The sequence below is a fragment of the Streptomyces sp. NPDC037401 genome, from assembly GCF_055602345.1.
In genome coordinates, this window is record NZ_JBVJWO010000019.1 from 130755 (window position 1) to 143162 (window position 12408).

Here is a 12408-nt window from a genome sequence, read left to right on the forward strand (position 1 = left end):
CTCGTCACATTCCTCGTCGTGGGGCGGCTGGGCCGCCTCCCAGGCCGGCGGCGACTTCCCTCAGGTAGGGGTTGGTCGCCCGCTCGCGGCCGATGGTGGTCTGGGGGCCGTGGCCGGACAGCACCACGGTCGAGTCCTCGAGCGGCAGGCACACGCGGGCCAGCGAGTCGAGCATCTCGGCGTGGGAGCCGCCGGGCAGGTCGGTGCGTCCGATGGAGCCGGCGAACAGCAGGTCGCCCGAGAAGAAGACCGGCGGGACGTCGGCCGCCTCGGGCATCCGGAAGGTCACCGACCCCTTGGTATGGCCGGGCGCGTGCGCGACGCTGAAGTCCAGACCGGCCAGTTTCAGGGCGCTCCCGTCGGTCAGCTCGCGGACGTCGTCCGGCTCGCCCACGGTCAGCTCGCCCATCAGCGGCATCCCGATGGAGCGCCCGAGCGCCTTCTCGGGGTCGCTCATCATGTAGCGGTCCTCGGGGTGGATCCAGGCCGGCACGTCGTGAGCGCCGCACACCGGCACCACGGAGGCCACGTGGTCGATGTGCCCGTGGGTGAGGACGACCGCGACGGGCTTGAGACGGTGCTTCTTGAGCGTCTCCTCGACTCCCTGGGCGGCCTGGTGGCCCGGGTCGATGATGACGCACTCCTCACCGGCGGCGGGGGCGACCACGTAGCAGTTGGTCCCCCAGGCCCCGGCGGGGAACCCGGCAATGAGCACGTTCGTCCCTTAAATGTCGTCCGGCTTTGGTCGTCCGGCTGGAGATTGCGGCAGATCAGAGCCTACCGGCGCTGCTCATCACACAGCGAACCCATATACGGTACGGCCTAACCCCAGCCCGGACGGCTGGATCACACACGCACAAGGAGACGACCCGGTGGTCACGAACGATCAGCGGCGGCGGCAGCTCGCCAGGGAGAAGTTCGAGCGTCAGCAGCAGCGCAGGGCGGAGGCGCGCCGCAAGACGCGCCAGCGGGCCATCGTGATCGGTGCGGCGGTGGCCGTGGTGGCCGCGGCCGTGATCGGGAGCATCGCGGGCGGGGTCTTCGACTCCGACGGGGACGAGACCACGCCGGCGGCCTCCGGTACCCCCACGCCGCCGGCGGAGCCGAAGAAGAACGAGCCGGCGATGGCGATCGACCAGAAGGCGAAGTACACCTTCGCCCTGGACACGAACCAGGGCACGGTCAAGATCGCCATGGACGCGGGCAAGACGCCGCGCACGGTGAACTCCTTCAACTCGCTCGCCGGGAAGAAGTACTTCGACAACACCAAGTGCCACCGGCTGACCACCGGCGGGATCTTCGTGCTCCAGTGCGGCGACCCGCAGGGCACCGGCACGGGCGGCCCCGGCTACACCATCCCCGACGAGAACCTCGGCGGGCTCGGCAAGGCCGGCGCCGACGGCACGGTGACGTACCCGGCCGGGACCGTGGCCATGGCGAACACCGGACAGCCCGGCACCGGCGGCAGCCAGTTCTTCCTGGTCTACAAGGACAGCAAGCTGCCCCCGAGCTACACGCCGTTCGGCACCATGGACGCGGCGGGCCTGAAGGCCGTCAACGAGGTCGCGAAGGCCGGTGTGAGCGGCGGCGCGACCGACGGCGCGCCGCAGAAGGCCGTCACGATCGAGAAGGCCACCGTCGTCAAGGACTGACCCGGCCGCCGTGCGGGACCGCCGGGTACCGGTGGGCACCGGGCGGGCCCGGGGGCGGCTGCCGTTTCGTGGTTTTCCGTCGCGCTGGATGCGGACAGCCGGCCCGGCGGTCGCCTATGTTGGCGTTGTGCAGGGCGGGCACTGCCCGCCCCAGGAAACTGTGGACGATGCCCGGGGGGCGAACCCCTCGGCGGGCATCAGGTGGAGGAGGCGCTGTGAGCAGCGACCCGTGGGGCCGCGTCGACGAGACGGGCACCGTGTACGTGCGTACTGCCGATGGCGAGAAGGTCGTCGGCTCCTGGCAGGCGGGCACCCCTGAGGAGGCCCTGGCCTACTTCGAGCGCAAGTACGAGGGCCTGGTTGTCGAGATCGGCCTCCTCGAGCGGCGGGTGCGGACCACCGACCTGTCGGCCAAGGACGCGGCGACGGCGATCGAGCACCTGCGGCAGCAGGTCGACGAGCACCACGCCGTGGGTGACCTCGACGCGCTGCGCGTGCGGCTCGACAAGCTGGTGGCGACCGTCGAGTCGCGCCGCGAGGAGCGCAAGGTCCAGAAGGCCAAGCAGACGGACGAGGCCAAGCACGCCAAGGAGGCGCTGGTCGCCGAGGCCGAGCAGCTGGCGCAGAGCGACCAGTGGCGCTCGGCGGGCGAGCGGCTGCGGGCACTGGTGGACACCTGGAAGGGTCTGCCGCGCCTGGACCGCAAGTCCGACGACGAGCTGTGGCACCGCTTCTCGCACGCCCGCTCGGCGTTCTCCAAGCGCCGCAAGGCGCACTTCGCGTCGCTGGACGCGCAGCGCGAGGACGCCCGCAAGGTCAAGGAGAAGCTGGTCGCCGAGGCGGAGTCGCTGTCCGGCTCCACCGACTGGGGTCCGACGGCCGCCCGCTACCGCGAGCTGATGTCGGACTGGAAGGCCGCGGGCCGGGCGCAGCGCGAGTCGGAGGACGACCTGTGGAACCGCTTCCGCGGTGCGCAGGACGTGTTCTTCGCTGCGCGCAGCGAGGTGTTCGCGGAGCGGGACGCCGAGCAGTCCGAGAACCTGAAGCTGAAGGAGGAGCTGGCCGACGAGGCCGAGAAGCTCGTCCCGGTGACGGACCTGAAGGCGGCGCGGGCCGCGTTCCGTTCCCTCAACGAGCGCTGGGAGGCCATCGGGCACGTGCCGCGGGACGCCCGTCCCAAGGTCGAGGGCCGGATGCACGCCGTCGAGCGGGCGATCCAGGAGTCCGAGGAGGCCGAGTGGCGGCGGACGAACCCGGAGGCGCGGGCGCGGGCGGCGGGTCTGACCGGTCAGCTGCAGGACGCCGTCGACAAGCTGCAGAAGCAGATCGACACGGCGCGGGCGGCGGGCCAGGATGCCAAGGCCGACAAGCTCGCGCGTGAGCTGGAGGGCCGCCAGGCGCTGCTGGACCAGGCGCTGAAGGGCTTGGAGGAGTTCGGCGGCTGACCCTGCCGCCGCTGCAGGGCGTACGGGAAGGGCCCCGGTACGGATCTCCGTACCGGGGCCCTTCCCGTGTGCGCGGGCCCCGGGGGCCGCCCGGGGCCCGTGTTACGGCCTGCGGGCCGAGGTGACGCGGTAGACGTCGTAGACGCCCTCGACGCCCCGTACGGCCTTCAGGACGTGGCCCAGGTGCTTCGGGTCGCCCATCTCGAACGTGAAGCGAGAGGTCGCGACCCGGTCGCGGGAAGTCTGCACGGCGGCCGACAGGATGTTGACGTGCTGGTCGGACAGGACGCGGGTGACGTCCGACAGGAGCCGCGACCGGTCCAGCGCCTCGACCTGGATGGCGACCAGGAAGACGGAGGACTGGGTGGGGGCCCACTCGACCTCGAGGATCCGCTCGGGCTGCTGCGAGAGCGAGTCGACGTTCACGCAGTCGGCGCGGTGAACCGATACGCCACTGCCGCGGGTGACGAATCCGATGATCGGGTCGCCGGGCACGGGGGTGCAGCAGCGGGCCAGCTTGACCCAGACGTCCTCGACGCCCTTGACGACCACGCCCGGGTCGGCGTTCGCCCGGCGCTTGGTGCGGCCGCGGGACGGCGGGACGCTCTCCTCCAGGTCCTCCTCGGCCGCTTCCTCGCCGCCGAGTGCCTGGACGAGCTTCTGCACGACGGCCTGCGCGGACACGTGGCCCTCGCCGATGGCCGCGTACAGCGACGAGATGTCCGGGTAGCGCATCTCGTGGGCGAGGGTGACCAGCGAGTCGCCGGTGAGGATCCGCTGGATCGGCAGGTTCTGCTTGCGCATGGCCCGCGCGATGGCGTCCTTGCCGTGCTCGATGGCCTCGTCGCGGCGTTCCTTGGAGAACCAGGCGCGGATCTTGTTGCGGGCCCGCGGGGACTTGACGAAGCCGAGCCAGTCGCGGGACGGCCCGGCGCCTTCGGCCTTGGAGGTGAAGACCTCGACCAGGTCGCCGTTGTCGAGGGTCGACTCCAGCGGGACCAGGCGGCCGTTGACGCGTGCGCCTATGGTCCGGTAGCCGACCTCGGTGTGGACGGCGAAGGCGAAGTCCACCGGGGTGGCGCCGGCCGGCAGGGCGATGACGTCGCCCTTGGGCGTGAAGACGAAGACCTCGTTGCGGGAGAGGTCGAAGCGCAGCGAGTCCAGGAACTCGCCGGGGTCCTCGGTCTCCTTCTGCCAGTCGAGGAGCTGCCGCAGCCAGGCCATGTCGTTGACGGTGTCCTGGCCGGCGCTGCCCTTGGCGGCCTGCGGGACGTCGGTGCGGACCTTGGAGCTGCCGGCGACGGTCTGCTGCTTGTACTTCCAGTGCGCGGCGATGCCGTACTCGGCGCGGCGGTGCATGTCGAAGGTGCGGATCTGCAGCTCGACCGGCTTGCCGCTGGGCCCGATGACCGTCGTGTGGAGCGACTGGTACATGTTGAACTTGGGCATCGCGATGTAGTCCTTGAACCGCCCCGGAACCGGGTTCCAGCGGGCGTGGACGGTGCCCAGCGCCGCGTAGCAGTCGCGGACGGTGTCGACGAGGACGCGGATGCCCACCAGGTCGTAGATCTCGGCGAAGTCGCGGCCCCGCACGATCATCTTCTGGTAGACGCTGTAGTAGTGCTTGGGCCTGCCGGTGACCGTGGCCTTGATGCGGGCGGCGCGCAGGTCGGCCTGCACCTCGTCGGTGACGACGGCGAGGTACTCGTCCCGCTTGGGGGCGCGCTCGGCGACCAGGCGGACGATCTCGTCGTACATCTTGGGGTAGAGGATCGCGAAGGCGAGGTCCTCCAGCTCCCACTTGATCGTGTTCATGCCCAGGCGGTGTGCCAGCGGGGCATAGATCTCGAGCGTCTCGCGGGCCTTCTTCTCCTGCTTCTCCCGCTTCAGGTAGCGCATGGTGCGCATGTTGTGCAGGCGGTCGGCGAGCTTGATGACGAGGACCCGGGGGTCCTTGGCCATCGCGACGACCATCTTGCGGACGGTCTCGGCCTGAGCGGCCTCGCCGAACTTGACCTTGTCCAGCTTGGTGACGCCGTCGACGAGCAGGGCCACGGCGTCGCCGAAGTCGCGGCGCAGCTGCTCCAGGCCGTACTCGGTGTCCTCGACGGTGTCGTGGAGCAGGCCGGCCATCAGGGTGGCCGGGTCCATGCCGAGCTCGGCGAGGATCGTGGTCACCGCGAGCGGGTGCGTGATGTACGGGTCGCCGCTCTTGCGCTTCTGCCCGCGGTGCCAGCGCTCCGCGACCTGGTACGCCTTCTCGATCTGGCGCAGGGTCGCCGTCTCGATCTTCGGGTCGTTGCTGCGGACTATGCGCAGCAGGGGTTCCAGCACCGGGTTGTACGGATTGGAACGCTGGACGCCCAGCCGGGCCAGGCGCGCCCGCACCCGGTTGGAAGAGCCGCCCACCGGCTTGAGCGGGGCGGGCTTGGCCGGCGGGGCCGACGGCGCGGGCTTGGGGGTGGCAGGTGTGGCGGGCGTGGCTGCGGCCGCCTGGGCCTGCTCGGCCTGCGGGTCGGGCTGCGCGGCGGAGAGTGGCTGGACCTCGTCTGGCAAGAGCGCTCCTCGTGCGGATCCGGGGCCCCCGGTCAGGTCCGGAAAACCCATGGTAGCGAGCCTTGGCCGAGTGCGTTCTCCGGTGCCCGGCCCGCGGACGCACGAGCGGCGGGCACCCGGGTCCTCCGGGTGCCCGCCGCTGTGTGCGGAGCAGGTCAGACGACGATCAGCGCGTCCAGGGGAGCGCCCGCGAGGGCGGGCTCCAGGCGGGCACGGCCGCCGAGGAAGCCGAGTTCCATGAGGACCGCCACGCCCGCGATCTCCGCTCCGGCCCGCCGGATCAGCTCCAGCGAGGCCTCGGCGGTGCCGCCGGTGGCCAGGACGTCGTCGATGACGAGGACCCGGTCGCCTGCGATCAGCGCCTCGGCGTGGATCTCGATCTCGGCGGTGCCGTACTCGAGCTCGTACGCCTGCTTCAGCGTGGCTCCCGGCAGCTTGCCCGCCTTGCGGACCGGCACGAAGCCGACGCCCGCCTCGACGGCGACCGGGGCCGCCAGGATGAAGCCGCGGGCCTCCAGGCCGACGATCTTCGTCGCGCCGTGCCGGACGCACAGCTCGGCGAGTACGCCGGTCAGGGCACGGAACGCCTCGGGGTCCGCCAGCAGCGGGGTGATGTCCTTGAACACCACGCCCGGCTTCGGGTAGTCCGGTACGTCCGTGATCCGGCTGAGCAGCAGCTCGCGTACGCCGTGCGCGTCGGTCATCGGCGGCGTCCCGCCGCCCGGCCGGACCGCCCCTGGGAGACGACCTCGGCGCCGTCCTCGGCGTCGGGCAGGTCCTCGGGCTCGCCCTTGGCGGCAGCGGCCCGCTTGGCGAGCACGCGCTTCTTCAGGGCCTTCATCGCCGGCTCGCGCTCCTTGAGGTCGGCGACGAGCGGGGTGGCGATGAAGATCGAGGAGTAGGCACCGGCCGCGAGGCCGACGAACAGCGACAGCGAGATGTCGTTGAGCATGCCGGCGCCCAGGAAGCCGCCGCCGATGAACAGCAGGCCGGCGACCGGGAGCAGCGCCACGACGGTGGTGTTGATCGAGCGGACCAGCGTGCCGTTGAGGCTGCGGTTGGCCATCTCGCTGTAGGTGTACTTGGTCTGCTTGGTGAGGTCCTTGGAGGCTTCCTTCAGACCGTCGAAGACGACGACGGTGTCGTAGAGGGAGTAACCGAGGATGGTGAGCAGACCGATGACCGTACCCGGGGTGACCTCGAATCCGACCAGCGCGTACACGCCGACTGTGATGGTGAGGTCGTGGATCAGGGCGATCAGGGCCGCGACCGCCATGCGCCACTCGAAGGCGATCGCGAGGTAGACCACGACCAGGACCATGAAGACGGCGAGACCGGTCCAGGCCTTGTTGGCGATCTGCTCGCCCCAGCTGGGGCCGACCAGGTCGGCGTTGATCTCCTGCTCCTGGACGCCGAGGTCGGCGGCCAGCTTGGTCTTCACGTCGTTCGCCTGCGCGGTGTCCAGGCCACCGACCTGGATGCGCAGGGTGCCGTTGCCGAGCTTCTGGACGATCGCGTCGTGGCCGGAGGCCTTCTCCGCGTCCTCCGTGACCTGGGCGACCGAGAGTTCGGTCTTGGGGGTCGTGAAGACGGCACCGCCCTTGAACTCGATGCCCATGTTCAGACCCTGGACGGCCAGGGCGACGATCGCCGTGATGGTGATCAGGATCGAGACGGCGTACCACAGCATCCGCTTGCCGACGAAGTCGTACCCGACCTCGCCTCGGTACAGCTTGGCGCCGAGATCTCCGAGCTTCGACATCTCACGCCTCCTTCGGGTCGACAGGGCCGGCGGCAGGAACGGAGACGGGACGGCGCGACCGGCGCAGCGGAGGCTTGGCGCCGAGCCGCTCCGGGTCCAGACCGGACCACGGGTGACCGCTGGAGAAGAACTTGGTACGGGCCATCAGCGTCATGATCGGCTTGGTGAACAGGAACACCACGACGACGTCGAGCAGGGTCGTCAGACCCAGGGTGAAGGCGAAGCCCTGCACCTTGCCGACGGTGACGACGAACAGGACCGCAGCGGCCAGGAACGACACGAAGTCGGAGACCAGGATGGTGCGCCGGGCCCGCGGCCAGGCACGCTCCACGGCCGGCTTGAGGGTGCGGCCCTCGCGGATCTCGTCACGGATGCGCTCGAAGTACACGATGAACGAGTCCGCCGTGATGCCGATGGCGACGATCGCACCGCAGACGGCGGGCAGGTTCAGCGCGAAGCCGATGCCCTTTCCGAGCAGCGACATGATCGTGTAGGTCAGGATCGCCGAGACCAGGAGGCTGACGATCGCGATGAACGCGAGACCGCGGTAGTAGACCACCAGGTAGATGACGACCAGCGCGAGGCCGATGGCACCGGCGATCAGACCGGCGCGCAGCTGCTCGCCGCCGAGCGCGGCGGTGACGGTGGTGACGCTGTCCTCCTGGAAGGACAGCGGCAGGGCGCCGTAGGACAGCATGTTGCCGAGGTCCTGGGCGGACTGCTGGTTGAAGCTGCCGGAGATCTGGGCGTTGCCGCCGGTGATCGACTGGCTGACGTACGGGTCGGAGACGACCTCTCCGTCGAGCACGATGGCGAACTGGTTCTGCGGGGACTGCTTGGTCGCCAGCTCGCCGGTGACCTTGGCGAACTTGTCGGCGCCCTTGTCGTTGAACTGCATCTCCACGATCCAGCCGGCGCCGCCCTGCTGGTCGATGACGCCCTTGGCGTCCTTGACGTCCTGGCCGTCGACAGCCGCGGGACCGAGGAGCCACTTGGCCCACTCGCCCTGGCTGTTCTTGCCGCAGGCGACGGTCGGCTCGCTCGGCTTGACGCCCTTTCCGGCGCTCGCCCGCTGGTCTTCCTTCGTGCAGTCGAGCGCTGCGAACTTCTTCTGCAGGTCGTCGGTACCACCGGCGGAGGCGGAGGGAGCGGGTGCCTTCTTGTCGTCTGCCTTCTTCGACTCGCCCGTCGAGGGCGAGGGCGAGGCGCCGGGGGCCTTGAGGGCCTCACTGACGGCGCGGCCCTGCGAAGTGGCGCTGGACGACGGGGTGGGCGAGGACGTGGCGCCCTTGCCGTCCTTCTTGCCGCTCTCGGCCTTGGAGCCGGAGGCGCTGGCCGACGGGGTCGGCGCGGGCTCCGTGACCGGAGTGCCGGCGGCGATGGCCAGCACCGGGCGGAAGTACAGCTGAGCGGTCGTACCGACCTGCTCGCGGGCCTGCTTCTCGTTCGTCCCCTTGGGGATGTTCACGATGATGTGATCGCGGCCCTGCGTCTGGACCTCGGCCTCCGAGACGCCGAGACCGTTGACACGGCGGTCGATGATGCCGACCGCGGTGTTCATGTTGGTCTCGTTGATCGCGTTGGGCTTGCCGGGCTCGCTCTTGGCCTTCAGCGTGATGCTCGTACCGCCGGCAAGGTCGATGCCCAGTCGCGGCGTCGTCTGCTTGGAGATGAACATCCCCGCGGTGAGCGCCACCATTGCGATCAGGATCACTGCCAGGGCACGCCCCGGCCTGCCCTGAGCCCCCGCGGGCCGTCGGCCCTTCTTCGGTGCTGCCACCTTGTCGTATCTCCCTGTCCAACCGTCCGCGCCGGGTGTGCGCATGGACGGCCACGAAACGTGTGTGTGGGGACCCCTGCCCCCCGCAGAGCGGTCACCGAAGGGGACCACGCGCTGCCGGTCCGGCAGCCGCGCGGTCCCCCGCGGTGTCTTACTTCGCGCCGCTCTCGCCGTCGGACTTGCCGTCCTTCGGCTCGTCGGCGTCGGTCTTCTTGCCCAGGTCGAGCTTCGGCTCGTCCGTCCCCGCAGCGTCGGTGGTCCCGGTCAGCGACGAGGCGTCGTCCGGGACGACCGGCGTGTCGATCGTCAGATCATCCGTCGCGCCGTGGACGATGCGGTTGTACTCCTCGTCGTCGAGGACGGCGCCGATGGAGTTCTTCGCGTAGACCGCGTGCACGCCGGGGGCCACCTCGAGGGTGACGGTGTCGTCGCCGACCTCCTTGACCGTGGCGTACATGCCGCCGATCGTGCGTACGCCGGTGCCGGGCGTCATCTGGTCGCGCATGGACGCGGCCTGCTGCTGCTTCTTCTTCGCAGACCGGGTCATGAGGAACATGGCCCCGATGAGCACGATGAACGGGAGGAAGGTCACGAGATTGTTCACGGGACGGAGATCCTTCGCACGACCGCGCGGAGGGCGGCCTTTTCTACGGGGGTGGGCACACCGACCTGGACCGGTCGGCATCGGCGGAGTCTAGGCGAGTCCGCACCGATGGAACAACGCCCAGCATGGCACCGCAGTTCCTGACCGGGCGATGCCCCGCGCCGTCACGCCCCGAACAGGCCCTGTTGTCCGCTTGATCCACTGATGCTCCCGGGCGGTACGAGACCCAGGTGCGCCCATGCGGCAGGCGTGGCGACGCGCCCCCTGGGTGTCCTGGCCAGCAGACCTTCCCTGACCAGGAACGGCTCCGCGACCTCCTCGACCGTCTCGCGCTCCTCCCCCACCGCGACGGCCAGTGTGGACAGTCCCACAGGACCGCCGCCGAACAGCTTGAGGAGGGCCTCCAGGACGGCCCGGTCCAGCCGGTCCAGCCCGCGGGCGTCGACCTCGTACACGCCGAGTGCGGTGCAGGCCACCTCGCGGGTGATCACCCCATCGGCCCTGACCTGGGCGTAGTCGCGGACCCGGCGCAGCAGGCGGTTCGCGATGCGCGGGGTGCCGCGGGAGCGGCCGGCGATCTCCGCGGCCCCCTCCGCCTCGATCTCCACGTCCAGCAGCCGTGCGGAGCGGTGGATGACCCGCTCCAGCTCGGCGGGGCTGTAGAACTCCATGTGACCGGTGAACCCGAAGCGGTCGCGCAGCGGCGGCGGCAGCAGCCCGGCCCGGGTGGTGGCGCCGACGAGGGTGAACGGCGGGAGCTCCAGCGGGATGGCGGTGGCGCCGGGCCCCTTGCCGACGATCACGTCGACCCGGAAGTCCTCCATGGCCATGTAGAGCATCTCCTCGGCGGGCCGCGACATCCGGTGGATCTCGTCGAGGAAGAGCACCTCGCCCTCCTGGAGGGAGGAGAGGATCGCAGCCAGGTCGCCGGCGTGCTGGATGGCCGGTCCGGAGGTGATCCGGATGGGCGCGCCCATCTCCGCGGCGATGATCATGGACAGCGTGGTCTTGCCGAGCCCCGGCGCACCGGACAGCAGCACGTGGTCCGCGGTGGCCCCGCGCTGCCGGGCGGCCTGCAGGACGAGGTCGAGCTGCTGGCGGACCTTCTCCTGGCCGACGAACTCGTCGAGGTCCCGGGGGCGCAGCGCGGCCTCGACGGCGCTGTCCTCCCCATCGGCGGCAGCGCCGACGATCCGCGGATCTTCCTCGCCGGTGGTCTCGTCGTCCCAGTTCACGGTGTCCTTCTTGGTGGGTGCTCGGTGCGTACGGTGGTCTGCGCCGGAGGGTGCCCGGCCTCAGCGGGCGCGGTTGAGCGTCTGGAGGGCCGCCCGGAGCAGCTGCGGGACCGGGGCGGAGCCGGTCTCGGCGAGGGCCGCCTCGGCCTGCGGGGTCACCGCGGACACCGCCTCGTCCGCCTCGCGGGAGGCGTAGCCGAGGCCGATCAGTGCCGCCTGGAGCTGCTCGGTCCACGGCGCCGGGCCGGACGCTGCGGCCCGCTGGGCGCCGACCAGGGCGCCGGTGCCCAGCGGGGCGCCCAGCTTGTCCTTCAGCTCCAGCAGCAGCTTCTGGGCGCCCTTCTTGCCGATGCCGGGCACGGCCATCAGGGCCTTCTCGTCGCCGGTGGACACCGCGAGCCTCAGCGCATCGGGGCTGTGCACGCCGAGCATGGCCTGCGCCAGCCGCGGACCGACCCCGCTGGCGGTCTGGAGCAGCTCGAAGACCTGCCGCTCGTCGTCGTCGGCGAAGCCGTAGAGGGTGAGCGAGTCCTCCCGGACGACCAGCGAGGTCGCGAGCCGGGCCTCCTGGCCCACGCGAAGGGCGGCGATGGTGCCCGGGGTGCACTGGACGGCCATGCCCACTCCCCCGACCTCGACGACGGCCGTGGCCGGGCCGAGGGCGGCCACCGGACCCGAGACAAAGGCGATCATGAAACGCGGCCTTTCGATGCGGCGTGCAGGGCTGCGGCCTGCTGCAGGCGGTTCTGGGCGGGAGCCCGCCAGATGTGGCAGATGGCGAGGGCGAGCGCGTCGGCGGCGTCCGCGGGCTTGGGTGGGGCGTCGAGCCTCAGCAGGCGGGTCACCATGGCCCCGACCTGCGCCTTGTCGGCGCGGCCGCTGCCGGTCACGGCGGCCTTGACCTCGCTGGGGGTGTGCAGCGCCACGGGGATGCCGCGGCGCGAGGCGCACAGCATCGCGACCGCACTGGCCTGGGCGGTGCCCATCACCGTGCGGACGTTGTGCTGACTGAACACCCGCTCCACGGCGACCAGTTCCGGCCGGTACTCGTCCAGCCAGCTCTCGAGCCCGCGCTCGATCTCCACCAGCCGCGGACCGATGTCGGCGTCGGCGGGCGTGCGGACGACGCCTACGCCGAGCATCTTGAGGGGACGGCCGGCGACCCCCTCGACCACACCGACACCGCACCGGGTCAGTCCCGGGTCCACTCCGAGCACGCGCACGCCACCCCTCCCTTCGATCAGCTGTTTGCAGGCTATCCGCTGCCGCTGACAACGCAGCGGGGGGGGGGGGGGGGGGGGGGGGGGGGGGGGGGGGGGGGGGGGGGGGGGGGGGGGGGGGGGGGGGGGGGGGGGGGGGGGGGGGGGGGGGGGG

General features: G+C 71.0%; 11 protein-coding genes. 2 read left to right on the forward strand and 9 right to left on the reverse strand.

All coding sequences use genetic code 11. The annotated features are described in order from the left end of the window. Positions 1 to 4: 4 nt before the first annotated feature. Entirely contained in the window at positions 5 to 715 is a 711-nt protein-coding gene (locus tag ACZ7H1_RS21960; protein ID WP_470788866.1) for an MBL fold metallo-hydrolase, read from the reverse strand. 157 nt (positions 716 to 872) lie between these two features. On the opposite strand from ACZ7H1_RS21960, the gene ACZ7H1_RS21965 reads away from it, so the two are divergent. Both ACZ7H1_RS21965 and ACZ7H1_RS21970 read left to right on the forward strand, forming a co-directional pair. Beyond that, positions 873 to 1652, forward strand: coding sequence for a peptidylprolyl isomerase (locus ACZ7H1_RS21965; RefSeq protein ID WP_470788868.1), 780 nt, complete (start codon positions 873 to 875; stop codon positions 1650 to 1652). Between the two features lie 215 nt (positions 1653 to 1867). Then, a complete protein-coding gene (locus ACZ7H1_RS21970) occupies positions 1868 to 3097 on the forward strand; it encodes a DUF349 domain-containing protein (protein WP_470788870.1) in 1230 nt (409 codons plus the stop codon). A 102-nt stretch (positions 3098 to 3199) separates the two neighbouring features. Here ACZ7H1_RS21970 and ACZ7H1_RS21975 read toward each other — a convergent pair whose 3' ends face one another. The 8 genes from ACZ7H1_RS21975 to ruvC form a co-directional block, all read right to left on the reverse strand. Further along, complete coding sequence (locus ACZ7H1_RS21975) at positions 3200 to 5653, reverse strand: RelA/SpoT family protein (RefSeq protein WP_470788872.1); 2454 nt, start codon at positions 5651 to 5653, stop codon at positions 3200 to 3202. Positions 5654 to 5808: 155 nt separating this feature from the next. After that, the gene (locus ACZ7H1_RS21980) at positions 5809 to 6357 is read right to left on the reverse strand and encodes an adenine phosphoribosyltransferase (protein WP_470788874.1); all 549 of its coding nucleotides are present in this window, start codon (positions 6355 to 6357) and stop codon (positions 5809 to 5811) included. After that, a complete protein-coding gene (secF, locus tag ACZ7H1_RS21985) occupies positions 6354 to 7415 on the reverse strand; it encodes a protein translocase subunit SecF (RefSeq protein ID WP_470788875.1) in 1062 nt (353 codons plus the stop codon). Before secF ends, ACZ7H1_RS21980 begins: the two co-directional genes overlap by 4 nt. Position 7416: 1 nt before the next feature. Continuing rightward, a complete protein-coding gene (secD, locus tag ACZ7H1_RS21990) occupies positions 7417 to 9195 on the reverse strand; it encodes a protein translocase subunit SecD (protein WP_470788877.1) in 1779 nt (592 codons plus the stop codon). A 151-nt stretch (positions 9196 to 9346) separates the two neighbouring features. Next, positions 9347 to 9799 carry a preprotein translocase subunit YajC gene (gene yajC, locus ACZ7H1_RS21995; protein ID WP_470788878.1) on the reverse strand — a complete coding sequence of 151 codons (453 nt, stop codon included), beginning with the start codon at positions 9797 to 9799 and terminating at the stop codon, positions 9347 to 9349. Between the two features lie 164 nt (positions 9800 to 9963). Beyond that, positions 9964 to 11034: a Holliday junction branch migration DNA helicase RuvB gene (ruvB, locus tag ACZ7H1_RS22000; protein ID WP_470788880.1), complete on the reverse strand. Its 1071-nt coding sequence runs from the start codon at positions 11032 to 11034 to the stop codon at positions 9964 to 9966. A 60-nt stretch (positions 11035 to 11094) separates the two neighbouring features. Continuing rightward, positions 11095 to 11727, reverse strand: coding sequence for a Holliday junction branch migration protein RuvA (gene ruvA, locus ACZ7H1_RS22005; RefSeq protein WP_470788882.1), 633 nt, complete (start codon positions 11725 to 11727; stop codon positions 11095 to 11097). Then, entirely contained in the window at positions 11724 to 12257 is a 534-nt protein-coding gene (gene ruvC / locus ACZ7H1_RS22010; protein ID WP_470788884.1) for a crossover junction endodeoxyribonuclease RuvC, read from the reverse strand. Before ruvC ends, ruvA begins: the two co-directional genes overlap by 4 nt. Positions 12258 to 12408 lie beyond the last annotated feature (151 nt).